This window comes from Parapedobacter brassicae (genome assembly GCF_051400755.1).
In the GTDB taxonomy this organism is placed as follows: domain Bacteria; phylum Bacteroidota; class Bacteroidia; order Sphingobacteriales; family Sphingobacteriaceae; genus Parapedobacter.
Genome location: NZ_JBLFFL010000001.1, coordinates 689,211 through 706,324, shown reverse-complemented (window position 1 = coordinate 706,324; position 17,114 = coordinate 689,211). Strand labels below are relative to the sequence as shown.

Here is a 17,114-nt window from a genome sequence, read left to right as displayed (position 1 = left end):
CTCAATCGATTGCGTGGATTTTTATAAGCGGTGTTTGCTATGTTTGTGAAGAGATATTCCGATTATGAAAAGACTAATAATACTACCTGCTATCCTAGCTTTATTGTTTTCAACAGGCTTAATGGCTCAGGATCACCAGTTTGCAATCGTTCCCCAGCCGTTGGAATTGGAGCCGAAGCAGGGTGAGTTCTTGCTTAGTGAGACAACAGCGATACAATTGGAAGACGGTAATCCAGCATTACAAGCATTGGGGGCGTTATTGGCTCAGGGATTATTTGAGCGTACAGGCGTGCGCCCGCAGCTGACGGCTGACCAGCCCAAGCATAACACGATTACGTTACAATTGGTGCCTGACACCTTAGGCGACGAAGGTTATCGCCTCACGGTGGGCAAGGATGGGATCATTGCCCGGGCAACCAAAGGGAACGGCCTGTTCTATGCGATACAAACCATCTATCAGCTATTGCCAGCCGGGTCGGCTGACAGTGGATCCGCTGCTATCCCAGCGGTGGAGATCGTAGACAAACCGCGTTTCGGCTGGCGCGGGCTGATGCTGGATGTTGGGCGATATTTTTATTCGGTAGACTATATCAAAAAATACATCGACTACCTCGCCATGCATAAGATGAATACCTTCCATTGGCACTTGGTGGAAGACCACGGGTGGCGTATCGAAATCAAGAAATATCCACGGCTCACCGATGTGAGCGCCTGGCGCCCGAGCACCAACTTCCAACGCGGACCCTACATTAATTCCAATCCGCATGGCGGCTTCTATACGCATGAAGATGTAAAGGAAGTGGTGGCCTACGCACAGTCGAAATACGTGACAGTAGTCCCGGAGATCGAGCTTCCGGGGCACGTGCTTTCTGCACTGGTGGCCTACCCCGAATTGTCGTGCACTGGCGGACCATTCGAAATACCCGAACAATGGGGCATCCAGCAGGATATCTATTGCGCGGGCAAGGAAGAGGTCTTCACCTTTTTAGAAGGCGTACTTTCGGAAGTAGCGGAATTATTTCCCGGCGAAATCATCCACATCGGTGGAGATGAGGCGCCGAAAGACCGATGGAAGGCCTGTCCGCATTGCCAGAAGCGCATTAAAGACGAAGGCCTGAAAGACGAACATGAGCTGCAAAGCTATTTCATCACCCGCATCGAGAAGTTCCTCAATAGCAAAGGCAAGCGCATCATCGGCTGGGACGAGATCCTCGAAGGGGGCTTAGCACCCAATGCCGCGGTGATGTCGTGGCGCGGCACTAAAGGAGGTATCGAAGCGGCCCGTATGCACCATCCCGTCGTCATGACACCCACGACCCACATGTACCTGGATTATTTCCAGGGCGAACCTTACCACGAGCCCAGCGGCATCGGGGGGTATTTGCCCCTGCGCAAGGTATATTCCTTTGAACCGCACCTCGAGGAGCTCACCGCAGAAGAACGACAATACATCCTGGGGGTACAGGGCAATGTATGGGCAGAATACATCCACTCGCCTGAAAAAGCCGACTATATGACCTATCCGCGTGCTGCCGCCGTTGCTGAAATCGGTTGGAGCAGTCCGGAGCATAAAAACTGGGAGGATTTCACCCGTCGGCTGGAAGCACAATACCTACGCTATGAACAGGCGGGCATCAACTACGCGAAGAGCGCTTATCAAGTGTACTTTGAAGTGGAGGATGATGCGGCCGCGGAAAAATCGACCGTCACGTTGAAGACCGACAGCTACCGCCCGGAAATCCGCTATACTGTCGATGGTAGCGAACCTTCATCAGATTCGCCCAAATACGAGGGACCGATTGATGTAGCCGAATACACCACCGTGCGGGCGGCAACCTTTAAGGACGGCAAGCGGGTAAGTCCGGTGAGTATAAGGTCGATGGTGCATACTCGCAAAACGGAGTAATCCGATTCATCCATTATTGAGGTTCTAATACTTAATAGTATATTTACGCGACCTCATGATAAACGAGTATCGCGCATGAAAAGAAAAACATTTATCAAAAGCATGGCTTGGGGTGCCGCGGCTTTTACGATCGTACCCCGGCATGTACTCGGCGGCACAGGTTTCCTGGCACCAAGCGACCGGATCGCACTGGGATATATCGGTGTGGGTAAACAGGCCATGGGCCTGTTGGGCGCCATCAACGGTTGCCCCGAGACCATTGTATTGGCGGCGAGCGATGTGGACAGCAAGAAGCTCGAGCGCTTCGTCGGTCGTGCCACCGAAGCGAATAAAAAGAAAGCGGCTACGGCAGTCACGGGATACCCGCAGTACCGTGAGCTTCTTGAACGGAAAGACATCGATGCCGTAGTGGTAGCCACGCCAGACCACTGGCATGCGCAGATCAGCATCGACGCTGCCAAGGCGGGTAAGGATATTTATTGCGAGAAACCCCTGGCACTGACGATTGCCGAAGGCCGGGCAATGGTGGATGCGGTCCGGAAATACAAGCGTGTACTACAGACCGGTAGCATGCAGCGGTCGTGGCAGCCTTTCCGCCACGCCTGCGAGCTGATTACCAATGGTTACATCGGCGAGGTCAGGGAGATCAATGTATCGGTGGGCGGACCCGTACGGCAATGCGACCTTCCGTCACAACCCACACCGGATTACCTCGACTGGAATATGTGGGTGGGGCCATCGCTCTACCGGGGATATCATCCGGTGCTTGCCCCGCCAATCGAAAATGATAAGGACTGGGCGGGCTGGCGGAATTACCGCGGCTTTGGCGGCGGATACGTGACGGATTGGGGAGCGCATATGTTTGACATCGTGCAATGGGCTTTGGGGATGGACGAGTCCGGACCGGTATCGTTCCGTGCTCCCGGAGACCCACTGGCTGAGGAGGGCGTATCGTTTCAGTATGCCAACGGGGTAACGGTCAACCATAAACAATGGGGACCGGGCAACGCCATCCAATTCATCGGTGCGGAAGGTACGATCGAGGTGTCGCGGCAATTTCTGCGTTCCACGCCCGAATCATTGGTTGCCCAAACGCTTAAACCTACGGATAAGCCGCTGTACAAAAGTGACAGCCATTACCAAGACTGGATCGATGCGATCAAGAAACGGAGCCGCCCCGTTGCGGATGTCGAGATCGGGCACCGCACGGCGTCCGTCTGCAATGCCGTGAACATCGTTTACGAGCTCCAACGTGATCTGAAGTGGAATCCGAAAAAGGAAGTGTTTGACAATGCCGCGGCTAACCAACTGTTAACACGCCCTTATCGGTCGTCATGGGATTTTAATGACTTTTAGTAGTTGTTTTTGCTAACGACTCGGCCTGATTAATCATTTGTTAAGCTTTTTTTAACAAGTGCTACTATTTTAGCGGAAACTCAATTGTAAACGCGATATGGTAAGCCTTGTTAATTTCAAAAATCAGCTCGTTATTCTATTTTCGCTCAGCGGCCTGATGGCGCTGGCGCAGACGAAGCACAGTAGTCAGACGCAATATCCGACTTATAAAGGCCTCGTCATGGCTGGATATCAGGGATGGTTTCGAGCAGCGGGGGATGGCTCGGGTGCCAAAAATGGTAGTTACGGAAACGAGCAACGGACGGGTATCGACATGTGGCCAGACGTAACCGAATACGAAAAAACCTATGAAACCCCCTTTAAACTGCCCAACGGTGAACCTGCCCGTTTTTTCAGCTCGTATGACAAAAGCACGGTCGATCTTCATTTCAAATGGATGCAGGATTATGGGGTGGATGGCGTGTTCATGCAACGTTTTTTTAGCAATGCTCGGCCGGAAAATCGTGACAATGCTGCGGCAGCCATTTTAAGAAATGCATTCGACGCCGCTTCCAACTATGAACGGGCAATTGCTGTCATGTATGATCTGTCGGGATTGAGAGCAAAGGGAGAAGATTGTTCGGTAATTATTGAAGACTGGAAATATTTGGTGGATGAGTTGAAAGTAACTAACCAGGGAGGGACCAAAACATATTTACATCATAACGGCAAACCTGTGGTTGCCATTTGGGGTGTGGGTTTTCCAGACCGGCCCTATAACATCCGGAATATCGGATTGGAGCGCCTGATCGATTTTTTGAAAAATGATCCGGTATACGGTGGATGTACGGTAATGCTGGGTGTGCCAACGGCTTTTAGAGAACTCAATGCCGATTGTGTGGCCGATCCGTACTTGCACGAACTCATTAAAATGGCAGATATTGTGCTGCCTTGGACGGTGCAGCGGTACAGCCCATTGCTGCATAATGACATGGACCGATTACGGGACAATACGCTGGAGGATATGAAATGGTGTAGGGAAAATGGCGTCGAATACGTGCCCTGTGTATATCCCGGTTTCAGCTGGCACAACCTAAGCCGATATGAATTTCCGGATGATATCAAGCCTGTCGGATCCATACCGCGAATGGGCGGCAAATTCTATTGGCAGCAGCTAGCCACTGTGTTGCGGTCGGGCGCATCCATGCTGTATGTGGCTATGTTTGACGAGGTGAATGAAGCTACGGCTATTTTTAAAACAACAGATATCCCACCTATCAGTCAAACAACTTCTTTTTTAGGCATGGAAGGTGTTCCTTCCGATCACTATCTTTGGCTCACCGGCGAAGCGGCCAAAGTACTTCGAAAGGAAAAAGCGTTATCGTTAACATTGCCGGAACGCAATGTAACGGAAAATAAATAGCTGAGCATTTCCGCTTAATAAATTTTATAAACCACTTGTGATGAAACCGATTAAATCTATTTTCACCATTTTCTTTTTATTACTTGGTGTCTTTGCTGCTGCACAGGTAAGGGTCGCATGTGTCGGTGCAAGCATTACGGGCGGGCATGGAATTGAAAACCCCACCGAACGTTCTTATCCGGGCCAGTTACAAACATTGTTGGGCCGACGTTATCAGGTGTCAAATTTCGGGATTGGCGGCACCACACTGCTCCGGAAAGGTGACTCACCCTATTGGAATACGCAAGCTTACCGGGACGCACTGAAGTTCAATCCGGATATCGTATTCATCGATTTGGGAGGTAATGATGCCAAAGCAGTCAATCGGTCCCACTACGACGAACTAATGAACGATTGCCGTGAAATGGTGCGTTCGTTTTCCCAATTGCCGTCGCACCCGCGGGTTATCCTGATGCTGCCTTTTAAATCGTTTGAAACCGATACAAACCAGATATGGGACAGGGTAATTGTGAGGGATATTATTCCCCGGATACAGCAAGTAGCTTTGGAGGAAGACGTTGAAGTGCTTGATATGCATTCGCTGCTTATCGATAAGCCAGATTTATATGTTGATAAAATCCACCCCGGAGAGGAGGCAGCAGGCATGATTGCACAACGATTGTCCCAGCAGATTAAACAGGAGTTTGATACGGATTATGACATTTTCAAAAACATCAAAAAACCCTATACACCCAGTTCTTTTTTTGGGTACGCTGCTGTTGATTTTTCCTTAAACGGACATGCGTGTAAAGTGGTAAAGCCTAAACGTACAGCGAATGACCGTCCCTGGGTTTGGCGCACCCGGTTCTGGGGACATGAACCCCAAACTGACATTGCGTTGCTGGAGCGGGGCTATCACATTGCGTACTGTGATGCTGCCGAACTGATGGGCAATGAAGCCGTCATCTCATTGTGGAATAGGTTCCATTCCATATTGTACAACGCCGGACTGAACCGTAAGGTGCTTCTCGAAGGAATGAGCCGTGGCGGTGTATATGCTTTGAACTGGGCCGCTGCAAACCCGGATAAGGTAGCCGGTGTATACCTTGACAATCCATTGTTGGATATGCGGGACTATATTGCTCAAGGGAGACCACTCTCAGCCGAAATACGGAAGGCCTATAAACTCACGACGGAAGATGCCGTCGACCGGTTTGCCGGAAGCCCGATGGATAAAATAGAAGACATCGTGCGTGGCAACTATCCCATATTGATACTCTGTGCCGATGAAGATGAGGCGGTTGATCCGGAAACCCAGACCCTTGCCTTTGAAAAAAAGATAAAAGCCACAGGCGGCGACATCACCGTCGTGATGAAACATGGCTTTAAACATCATCCCCACAGCTTGCCCAACCCTGCACCGATTGTTGATTTCCTATTGAAGGCAGCAGCGCAAACCGCTGTCGCCAGTTCCCGTACCGGTGATATCCGTGCGGAATGGATGGACCGTGCCCGGTTTCCAAGCGGTGGAGAGCACCCGATGGGACGGAATGTACTTTGGTATAAGCAATCGGCCGACGTATGGGAAGAGGCGTTGCCCATCGGTAATGGCCGGTTGGGGGCCATGGTGTTCGGAGGTGTGGCAGACGAGCGGATCCAACTCAACGAGAGCTCGTTGTGGGACGGCTACACGCTTGATCCCAATAATCCCGAATCGCTGAAAACATTACCCGAAGTACGGCGACTGCTCTTTGAAGATAAAAATAACGAGGCGGTGAAGCTTGCTGAGCAGACCATGATGGGGCGGCCAAGGGGCGTGAAACCCTATCAGTCGCTTGCCGAGCTTTGGTTTGATACACCGCACCTCACCGCCGATTCCTATACGCGGAGTCTCGATCTGGCGACGGGTATCGCTTCCGTCCGCTATCAGCATGACGGCACCTGGTACACCCGGGAGACTTTTGCATCTGCGGAGGACGATGTGATCATCGTCCGGTTCACGTCAAGTGGCGGAAGTAAAATTACCAGTTCGTTCACCTTGAGGCGTCAGCAGGATGCCGAAGTAATGCCTCACCCGGAAGACAAATCATCGTTGCTCCTCAGGGGCAAACTGCCGGTTAAGGACGCCCAGGGCAATACACGAGGGCTCCGTTTTGCTGCGCAGGTAAAGGCGGTGGCTGCGGGTGGCAAACTTCAATTTGATAATGACGTACTATCGGTGACCGACGCCGATACGTTGACACTTTATATAGCTGGGGCGACCAATTATCCCGGGCTTACGCATCTGGACGGAAACATACTGGACTATCCCGGACTTCCCGAGGATACCTGCGCTGCCCGGATTGCCCAAGCTATGCGGGTGCCCTATGAAACAGCCAAAGCGACTCATATCAAAGAACACCAAACGTATTACAACCGTGTTCAGCTTGCACTGGATGCGCCCGACGGAGACACGGAAGCCAAGAAACTGGCAACGGATGAGCTATTGGAGCAAGCCCGGAAAACCGGTCAGCCACATCCCTCGTTGGTGGAAACATTCTTTCAATATGGCCGCTACCTGCTTATTTCCAGTTCGCGGCCAGGGACAATGCCGGCGAACCTGCAAGGGCTGTGGACATGGCAGATGAATCCGCCCTGGAATGCAGATTACCATACCAATATCAATCTGCAGATGAACTATTGGCCCGCAGAGATCACGAACCTTCCGGAGATGCATCTTCCGTTGTTCGACCTGACGGAGGCCCTGGTGAAACCCGGTGAACGCACCGCCAAGGTGCTTTACGGCGCCGATGGCTGGGTGGTGCACCATTTGACCGATGCATGGGGATTCACAGCCCCGGCAGATGGCCCACAGGGCATCTGGCCCGTCGGGGCGGCTTGGCTGGCACAACATCCATGGGAGCACTATTGCTATACGCTGGACACCGCTTTCCTTCAAAAGCGTGCTTATCCGTTGATGAAAGGAGCAGCCGAATTCATCCTGGATTTCTTGGTAGAGGCTCCTCCTGGAACACCTGTCGCGGGTAAACTCGTGACAAATCCCTCTTATTCGCCGGAAAACTCATTTGTTTTACCAAACGGGCAACAATCGGTCTTTACATACGGCGCGACGATGGATATGGAGATCATCCATGATTTGTTGACAAATTGTATTGCTGCGGCCAAGATTCTGGATGTAGACAAAGATTTCAGAAACACATGCTTAAAAACACTGTCCAGACTTGCACCGATCCGGATCAGCGATTCTACTGGCAGGGTGATGGAGTGGGTGGAAGACTATAAAGAAGTAGATCCGCATCATCGGCATACGTCTCATCTGTTTGCGCTGCATCCGGGCAACCAGATATCGGTAACCGGAACACCTGAACTCGCAGAAGCGGCTAAAAAGACCCTGATTGCACGGGGTGATGACGGTACCGGCTGGGGACTGGCGTGGAAGATCAATATGTGGAACCGCTTGCACGATGGTGATCATGCCTATAAGCTGTTGGGCGTATTGTTGCGCGAGAAGACATTGCCGAATTTGTTTGATAATCACCCGCCTTTCCAGATCGATGGGAATTTCGGTGCCACGGCCGCCATTGCCGAAATGCTTGTGCAAAGCCATGTGCCGCTTAAGGACAACCGCTTCGAAGTACAACTGCTGCCTTCGTTGCCTTCGGCTTTACCGCAGGGATCTGTGAAGGGGTTGCGGGCGAGAGGCGGCTTTGTGATCGATCTTTCATGGGAACAGGGAACGATGAAGGAAGCCCGCATTTTTGCGGAAAAAGGGGGGAGGCTGACACTGCGGCTTGGCGACCGGACGGTCAGCTTTAAAACCAAGAAAGGTGAAATATTGGATTTGAATGGTAGCTTAAAACGTATTTGATATGAAGAAAATAAACATGATGGGCACAATAGTGATGCTGGGCATCATTGTGCAGGTGCTTTTTGCGGGTCAAGTGCTGGCGCAGAAAAATAAAATTCTGATTTTCTGTAAGACCGCAGGGTTCCATCACAACTCCATTGAACAAGGGATTCAAGCCATCCAGGAACTTGGATCGGCCCATGGAGTGGGGGTAGACAGTACGGTTGATGCGACCAAATTCAATGATGCAACGCTAAAGCAATACGATGCGGTGGTGTTTTTAAGCACAACAGGCGACGTGCTGGACGACGCCCAGCAGCAGGCTTTTGAGCGATATATACAAGCCGGTGGTGGATTTGCCGGCGTCCATGCTGCAACGGATTGCGAGTACGACTGGCCGTGGTTCGGCAAATTGGTAGGGGCATATTTTGCAGGTCATCCGATACCACAGGAAGCGTTGTTGGAGGTCATTAACCGGGACTTTCCGGCCACCAAACCGTTACCGGCGCAGTGGAGGCGGAAGGACGAATGGTACAAATTCAGAAAGCGGCCCGAGGACGTGCAGGTGTTGATCAATCTCGACGAAACAAGCTACCATGCAGGAGAGCAAGGGATGGGCAATCCGCATCCGATTTCCTGGTATCATGAATACGATGGCGGGAGGGCGTTTTACACCGGGCTGGGGCATACGGAAGAATCCTTTTCGGAGCCGCTTTTCCTGCAGCATCTATGGGGCGGTATCACCTATGCGATGGGATTGTAGGTGACAAATTAAGAAATTCAGAAGCAGATAACTAAAATTAAACAGATGATACCTGCATGAATTGCAATTCACAAAAGGACATTAATAATTCATGCAAGCTTCATTGCCTTAAAAAACAATTTATTCTAATGAAAAAACTATATGTAACGGGTTTGATCGGTGCGCTTTCGATTGCCGGATTTTCGATGTCATGCAATGGGCCGGTTAAGTCGCTTAAACGGGACGAAAACGGCAAAGTTATCGTAGACACACTGCCCTCACCAGCATACCTGTCGCCGGAAGAAAGTATGGCACAGATTTATTTACAGCCAGGGTACCGGCTGGAATTGGTAGCAAGTGAGCCCATGATCCATGAACCCGTAGCGATCGCTTGGGATGCCAATGGACAGCTGTTTGTCGCGGAGATGAATACGTATATGCAGGATGTTAATGGCTCAGGCGAAATGCAGCCAGTGTGTTCGATCAAACGGTTGGAAGATACGGATGGAGACGGGAAAATGGATAAATCGGTTGTCTTTATCGATAGCTTGGTGTTGCCACGGATGATCCTTCCACTGGATGACCGACTGCTGGTAGCCGAGACGTTCGACAACAGCATCTACAGCTACCGAGATAGCAATGGCGACGGGGTGGCAGATGAACGGGAAGAGGTCTTCGTAAATGAACGGCCGAATACCAACAACCTGGAACACCAACGCAGTGGGCTGGTTTGGAATCTGGATAACCGGATTTACCTGACCGTTGAAAATGTGCGATACCGCTACGAGAACGGTAAACTGGTTGCTGAAGAGCTGGAAGAAAGCCCGGGTGGGCAATGGGGGCTGGCCAACGACGATTATGGCCGGTTGTATTATTCGGCGGCGGGTGCTGAAATCCCCGCATTGGGTTTCCAGCAAAATCCCTATTACGGTCGTCTCGATTTTAACGATCAGTACGATGACGAGTTCAAGGCAGTGTGGCCGGTGATCTCTACGCCTGACGTACAGGGTGGGCTGAACAGGCTACGGCCAGACAGTACATTAAACCACTTCACGGCATGTACAGGACAATCGATTTTCCGGGGTACGTCATTGCCCGAGGATATGGTAGGAGACCTGTTTATCTGCGAACCGGTCGGAAGGTTGATCAGGCGGGCAAAAGTAGCCAATAAGGGGGGTAAAATTTCATTAACGAATGCATACGACCACGAGGAGTTCATCGCATCGTCTGACATGAATTTCAGACCCGTGAATACACAGACCGGTCCTGACGGCAATCTCTATATCGTGGATATGTACCGGGGGATTATCCAAGAAAGCGAATGGACTAAAGAGGGGAGTTTCCTGCGGCCTAAAATTGTGGAACGCGGGCTGGACAAAAACATTGGGCGCGGCCGGATTTACCGACTGGTTTACGAAGGCATGAAGCCAGATACGACCCGTCCAAAAATGCTTAACGAAACTCCGGCACAACTTGTTCAATACCTGCAGCATCCGAATGGTTGGTGGCGCGACAATGCGCAGAAACTATTGGTATTGCGCGGCGATACCAGCGTCGGGGATGCACTTCGAAAATTGGTCGCATCGTCGCCCGTACAGCTGGCACGTATCCATGCGTTATGGACATTGGATGGTTTGGGGATATTAGATCAGGCGACACTTGAGGCCGCCTTGGGTGATAAGGATGCCAACGTTCGCAAAAACGCCGTATGGGTAGCGGATGGGTCTGCGTGGAAAAACGATGGGGCGTTGTTCGATGCCCTGTATCAGCTGAAGGACGATCCGGATCCGGAAGTACGTTTTCAATTGGGGCTCAATATGCGATTTGATGAATCCGCTCCGGCCAAAGGACTCATCGATGAGCTTTTGAAAGCATATCCTGACGATATACTGGCTTTGTCGCAGCGGCGTTATGCAGACCGGTTGGTTGAACAGGCTAAAGCAGAAAAAGAGGCAGCATTGCTGGCCATTGAAGACCAGAAACGGGTTAAGCAAGGAGCGGTCATCTATAAGGAGTTTTGCGCATCGTGCCATGGAGCAGATGGCAAGGGGCTGAGTATCGGCGGTGGTGCAGCGGCTGCTCCCACACTTGCGGGTAATGCCGATGTAAACGGAGATCCAAACAAGCTAATCAAAATTCTATTGCATGGACTCACCGGACCGATTGATGGGAAGACCTATACCAATATGATGCCGGCGGTAGGTTCCAATGATGATGAATATATAGCTGCGGTGTTGAGTTACATCCGGAATGACCTAGGCAATAAGGCACCTGCTGTACGACCCGGTAGGGTAAAACGGATCCGTGAACAAACAGCGGATAGGACGCAACCCTGGACAAAAGAAGAACTCGACAACTAATAAAAGAAAGGCATGTATTTGTAGGGGCCAATGTGCCATTCGGCGGAGTTCAATTGGGTCCCGACAATTTTTATAAGGTTGGGACTGGTGTTCGGGAATGGGGGGTGTTGGAATTGGAGATGACCGATAAGCCAAATTTATTGTTATGAAAGCTTTAAATTGCCTGCGTGCGTTTTTGTTTGCATTTGCTTTGATTTTTTCACATGCCTATGCGGCTTCGTCGGGTCCGGACATATCGATTATTACCGATACCCAATTAAGTCCGGTGGCGAGGCACGGCTTAACCAGATTGATCGAAGTACTCCAGCAGAAACAACTGAATTTTGAAACGTTGACTTCCACGGGTATTGCGAAAGGCCGGATAATGCTAATAACCGGAATTGCCCATGGAAATGGTTTGGCGGCACGTTTACTGAAAGAAGGCAATCATTCGGTGCCTGAAGCGAAAGAGGCACTGACCATTTGGAATACAACCTGGCAAAACAAGCCGGTCACCGTGATCAGCGGATATGACGACAGGGGTCTGATGTACGGATTACTCGACGTTGCCAACCGTATCAGTTGGAGCATAGAATCTTCGGATCCGCTACACTTCGTAAAGGAAGTTACTTCAAAGCCGGATATCAAAGAGCGCGGCATTGCGATGTATACCATGCACCGCCGTTACTGGGAGAGTCGTTTTTACGATGAGAATTTCTGGGTTCAGTATTTTGATATGATGGCGCAGAATCGGCTTAATATGCTAGAGATCCTGTTCGGATATGAAAACGGGGGCTTCATGGCACCCTGTTACCCCTACTTTTTTAATGTTGACGGATATTCCGGCGTAAAAATGGCGGATATAACTGCCGAGCAGCAGCAAAAGAATGTAGCAACGATGAATAAACTGATTGAGATGGCGCACGACCGTGGCATCGGGATCCGGCTGGGTATATGGGATCATATCTACCGTGGCGGTGTGCAGGCTGGTGGAAATCCGGATTTTGAATACCATGAAGGCCACTCATTGCCGTGGCAGGTAACCGGGCTTGACTCGACCAATCTGAACCGGTATACCAAAGCAGCCTTTGCCAAGTTTTTAAAGACCTTCCCCGAACTGGATGCTATTCTATTTAAAACCAACAACGAGTCAGGTCTCAAAGAAAGCGAACTCCATGAATTCAGCCTCAATTTTTTCCAGACTGTAAAGGAAACCGCGCCGGATATGTTTATTGATGTCCATGGAAAAGGTATTACCGATACATTGATAAGAAGTGCGACCGCCATGGGAATCAACTTTCGCATCGCGCCTAAGTTTTGGATGGAGCAAATGGGACTTCCTTACAGTCCTACTCACATTAATCGAGAAGACCAAAAAAACCGGCGCCATGGATACGCCGATATGCTACGCTATCCGCAGCACTATCAGATGCTCTGGAAACTTTGGAATGGCGGATCCAACAGGGTGCTCCTATGGGGCGATCCGGAATACGTCAGACGTTTTGCTGCGAGCAGCCATCTATACAACAGCGATGCATATGCCGTGTATGAACCTATGGCAACCAAAATGGAATCACAGGTGCATGATGCGAAACCCTTTCAACTGCTCAATCCACCCTATTCGTATTACACGTATGAATTTGAACGCTATTGGCACTTCTATCAGACATTTGGTCTGGTCGGATACGATCCACACACACCGAACGATGTATGGGACAAAGAATTTGAGAAGCGGTTTGGGGAAAAAGCAGGTCCGCTGATCCGGTCGGCCTTAAATGAAGCCAGCTGGGTACTGCCGAGGATTGTAGGAGCGTGTTACCCGTACAGTTTTTTTCCGACTACCAGTGCCTGGCCGGAAAAACAACGTTTAGGCGATTTGCCGTTGTATGCGAAAGCCGAAGGCAGCGATTTACAGCAATTTGCCAGTTTTGACGAAGAGGCACAGGTGCTGTTAGGGAAACTGGAGACTGCAAAAACGTTACCGTCGACAACCAGCGAATGGCTGGCACAGTTGTCTGCAGCGATCAAAGAAAAGGTCGCTGAAGCCGAAAAATTGATCGGCAATCAAGATAATAAGGAATTTCATGCCACGGTCACCGATCTGAAGATGCTCGCCGATCTTGCGCTTTATCATTCCCGTAGGGTTCCGGCAGCGGTGAGCTACTGCTTGTTTCTTCGTACGCAGGACGTATCGGCATTGGACGATGCAATCGCTTACGAGGAAAAGGCAACCGAAGCTTGGTCGCAGCTAGTAAATGCTGCTGGCGATTTATATGCAGATCCGATATTGATTGGGAAAAAGCCGCTTTCAGGTCATTGGAAGGACGAGTTGGTGATGCTGAACAACGGCCTGGAAAAACTGAAAGAAGAACGCCGGAGGTTCAAACCAAACGGACAGGTAACCCGCTCACCCTACTATAAACCTACTGACGATCCGGAAAACAGCAACTATTTTGTCATCCACCATCAAGCACCGGACAGCGTGGCTGTGGGGAAGCCTGTCACGCTGCAAGTCCGTGTACACGCGCCGGGGGAATTAAAATGGGTGCACTTGCAATACCGGGCTATGAACCAGTATAAGGACTTTGAAATGTTACCAATGGCGGCAACGGGTGAAAAAGATCTTTTCCAGACTACTATACCCGCCGATCAGATTGATCCGCAATACGATCTGATGTATTTAATAGAAGTGATGGATAGCAATGGTAAAGGATTCATTTATCCCGACGTCAATAAGGAGATACCCTATAAAATCATCCACCTCAAAAGAGGTATCTAACTCATATCCTTCTGGTAGCAACCGATGGATTCCGGTAGATGTATCCCCTTTGACAATTTGAAATGCATCCATTGCAGATATTAGCAAGTTTATCGATATTTGGAAGGCGAATGCAATCGCTGATTGATAACCATAATGCATCCCTTAGTTTAAGATGTCTGTTGGCTATCGGTGAACTGCAATCTATAAATCTATGTGGCATTGAAACCGTGGGCTTTTGTTTTTCGTGTAATTTGGTGTATTCTGGGAAGTATAGTTGTATTTCCCGTGGATGTTAATGCCCAGTACGGATTAGGTTTTGCAGGCCATGAAGCCGTTTTAGACCAACGGACAGGGTTGGATTTAAGCAGCGGTGAGCAAATCTGTTTTGGCGACGAAATGGAGTTATCATTTGAACTCTCATTCATGCCGAACCGAACCGATTATTTTGGCTACGTGGTGCGGGTCATTGCTGATGACAAGACTAACATCGATTTACTTTATGATCGCCTTGATAACGTAGAAAAGCACTTTAAAATTGTACTGGGCGATAAATTTTCCAACATTGCTTTTAACATTGATTCCAGTAAGCTTTTCAAGGAGTGGGTGCGCATTGCCATCAAGTTGGATGCGCAGTCAGGTTTACTAACGGTAACATGTGGCGATAGCGTTTATACCGGGAAGTTGGCTATCGGCACACGTAGTTGTTTAAAAGTCCTCTTTGGATATAACGACTACAAAACATTTAAGACCACTGATGTACCGGCGATGAAAATACGGAATGTTCAAATCCGGAGTGGGAAGCGCCTGGTGCATCACTGGCCGTTGGACGAAGAGGAAGGTACGGAAGTAACCGATGTGATAAAAGGGATGACTGCTTCGTCCATCAATCCGCAATGGATCAAGCGATCCCATTACGAATGGGGATTGCTGCAGGATGTCAAGATTGGAGGGAGGGCCAGTACGGCATTCGATCCCCGAACGGAAAGTGTATTCATCGTCGGGAGAGACTCCCTGTTGCGTGTCCACGTCCCGACGGGCCAGCGCAGCGTTTTTAGGTATCAATCGGGACCGTTGCAATTGATCAATGGAAACCAATCTTTTTTTGACACGCTAAACAATCACCTGTTGAATATATGTATTGACCAGCAAACGGTTTCGGTCTTTGACTTTACATCACTGAGCTGGTCGGAAAATTTTACGTATCCGGGGGAAGGTACCAGCTACCTTCATTTTAACAAATTTCAATCGTCGATCGATAGCAGTTTGTACTTTATCGGAGGATATGGGCATTTTCTCTTCAAAAACGATATCCATCGATACGGATCAAATGGGAAATGGGATCTTCTTACACCGGGCGGAGACCCGATGATTCCCCGATATCTTGCCGCTTTGGGTTCAACTCCAAATGGCGCTTATATTTTGGGGGGATATGGAAGTGTTTCCGGCCAGCAGATGCTTAATCCAAAGCACATCTATGATTTGGTTTTCTTTGATGTTAAAAATAAAACGTTATCAAAAATCTACGAATTTAGTCCGCGTGAAGAAGGTTTTGCTTGGGCAAATTCATTGATTATAGACGAGAAAAGCGATCAATTTTATGGGCTGGTATTCCCAAAGAATAGATATCATTCGAGCTTGCAGCTGGTTGTCGGCTCGTTGACCAATCCCGGTTTCAAGGAGTTGGCGGCCCCTATTCCGTATTTCTTCTACGATATCCAATCATTTTCCGATCTGTTTTATTGTCCGGGCAGTAAGCGCTTCGCAGCAGCAACGCTATACTATAATGAACAAAACGAGATCACTACAGCGAAGATTTATGGGTTATCCAGTCCGCCGCTTCCATACGATGCTGTGCTTGAGCCCCTGGGGGATATGCGAAGAACATGGAATTTATTGTATCTGAGCTTAGGCGTGGTGGCGCTCGTGGGTCTATTCGTTTTCCTAAGGAAAAGAAATTTGAAAAAGAGACGGGTTGCCCCAACCAATCCACGGTCAGTGGCGGGGCGTAGGGAAGATCTGGCACATCATCCTGTCGTGTCCGAACAACAACCAGATAGGAGTAGTATCTTTCTTTTTGGTGGAGATTTGCAACTCTTTGATTCGGAAGGAGCGGATATGACGCGCAGTTTCACTCCGCTTATTAAAGACATATTTTTGGTCATATTACTCCATACGCTTCGACGGGGAAGAGGCATCAGCTCAGAAAAGCTGACCGAACAGTTTTGGTTTGATAAATCTGCAGAGAGTGCCCGCAATAACCGCTCCGTCAACATTGCTAAAATTAATACCATATTGGAGCGACTGGGGAATGCGAGGGTCTCTAAAGAGACGGGGTATTGGAAGTTTCGAGCGGATGATGATATTTACATCGACTATAAAAACTACCTGACCATTGTAAATAGCAAGGATACACTCGACAAAGCGCGCGTCGTTGAGCTGTCGAGTATCGTCCAGCGGGGTGGATTCCTGTCAGAAACCGACTATGAATGGGTTGATCCATTCAAAGCAGAGGTGTCCATCCAGGTCATCAATACCTATATGCATTTTGCAGAAACCATCAATATCGCCGAAGATCCGGAATTTATGGTGGAGCTGGCCAATTATATTTTTTATTTCGACCCGGTGCATGAAGAAGCGATGATCATCAAATGCAAGGCACTGGCCTATATGGGCAATCATTCATTGGCTACCCAGACATTTGAAAATTTCTGCAACGAATATCGTCACATTTATGGCGAGGAATTCGGAAAAGATTATAAAATGGTACTTTCCTAAGCCTTTT

At 49.5% G+C, this 17,114-nt stretch carries 8 protein-coding genes; all 8 read left to right on the top strand.

Going from position 1 to position 17,114, the window contains the following annotated elements; genetic code table 11:
* The first annotated feature begins 64 nt into the window (after positions 1-64).
* The 8 genes from ACMGDE_RS02815 to ACMGDE_RS02780 all read left to right on the top strand — a co-directional run bounded on the left by ACMGDE_RS02815 (position 65) and on the right by ACMGDE_RS02780 (position 17,107).
* On the top strand, positions 65-1,906 hold the full coding sequence (locus ACMGDE_RS02815; protein ID WP_436831240.1) for a beta-N-acetylhexosaminidase: 1,842 nt from the start codon (positions 65-67) through the stop codon (positions 1,904-1,906).
* Positions 1,907-1,981: 75 nt separating this feature from the next.
* The gene (locus tag ACMGDE_RS02810; protein WP_436831239.1) at positions 1,982-3,262 is read left to right on the top strand and encodes a Gfo/Idh/MocA family protein; all 1,281 of its coding nucleotides are present in this window, start codon (positions 1,982-1,984) and stop codon (positions 3,260-3,262) included.
* 97 nt (positions 3,263-3,359) lie between these two features.
* Entirely contained in the window at positions 3,360-4,664 is a 1,305-nt protein-coding gene (locus ACMGDE_RS02805) for a glycoside hydrolase family 99 protein (protein WP_436831238.1), read from the top strand.
* Between the two features lie 40 nt (positions 4,665-4,704).
* Positions 4,705-8,511, top strand: a complete 3,807-nt coding sequence (locus ACMGDE_RS02800; RefSeq protein ID WP_436831237.1) for a glycosyl hydrolase family 95 catalytic domain-containing protein — start codon at positions 4,705-4,707, stop codon at positions 8,509-8,511.
* 1 nt (position 8,512) lies between these two features.
* Positions 8,513-9,253: a ThuA domain-containing protein gene (locus ACMGDE_RS02795; protein ID WP_436831236.1), complete on the top strand. Its 741-nt coding sequence runs from the start codon at positions 8,513-8,515 to the stop codon at positions 9,251-9,253.
* A gap of 128 nt (positions 9,254-9,381) precedes the next feature.
* A complete protein-coding gene (locus ACMGDE_RS02790; protein ID WP_436831235.1) occupies positions 9,382-11,592 on the top strand; it encodes a DUF7133 domain-containing protein in 2,211 nt (736 codons plus the stop codon).
* A 145-nt stretch (positions 11,593-11,737) separates the two neighbouring features.
* Positions 11,738-14,350: a hypothetical protein gene (locus ACMGDE_RS02785; protein WP_436831234.1), complete on the top strand. Its 2,613-nt coding sequence runs from the start codon at positions 11,738-11,740 to the stop codon at positions 14,348-14,350.
* A gap of 405 nt (positions 14,351-14,755) precedes the next feature.
* Positions 14,756-17,107 carry a galactose oxidase gene (locus ACMGDE_RS02780; protein WP_436831233.1) on the top strand — a complete coding sequence of 784 codons (2,352 nt, stop codon included), beginning with the start codon at positions 14,756-14,758 and terminating at the stop codon, positions 17,105-17,107.
* Positions 17,108-17,114: the final 7 nt, after the last annotated feature.

Bases quoted from the DNA above. Each gene is read 5' to 3' on its own strand.
- ACMGDE_RS02805 (WP_436831238.1), top strand. From the start codon at position 3,360: ATGGTAAGCCTTGTTAATTTCAAAAATCAGCTCGTTATTCTATTTTCG.
- ACMGDE_RS02785 (WP_436831234.1), top strand. From the start codon at position 11,738: ATGAAAGCTTTAAATTGCCTGCGTGCGTTTTTGTTTGCATTTGCTTTG.
- ACMGDE_RS02790 (WP_436831235.1), top strand. From the start codon at position 9,382: ATGAAAAAACTATATGTAACGGGTTTGATCGGTGCGCTTTCGATTGCC.
- ACMGDE_RS02800 (WP_436831237.1), top strand. From the start codon at position 4,705: ATGAAACCGATTAAATCTATTTTCACCATTTTCTTTTTATTACTTGGT.
- ACMGDE_RS02780 (WP_436831233.1), top strand. From the start codon at position 14,756: ATGCCGAACCGAACCGATTATTTTGGCTACGTGGTGCGGGTCATTGCT.
- ACMGDE_RS02815 (WP_436831240.1), top strand. From the start codon at position 65: ATGAAAAGACTAATAATACTACCTGCTATCCTAGCTTTATTGTTTTCA.
- ACMGDE_RS02810 (WP_436831239.1), top strand. From the start codon at position 1,982: ATGAAAAGAAAAACATTTATCAAAAGCATGGCTTGGGGTGCCGCGGCT.
- ACMGDE_RS02795 (WP_436831236.1), top strand. From the start codon at position 8,513: ATGAAGAAAATAAACATGATGGGCACAATAGTGATGCTGGGCATCATT.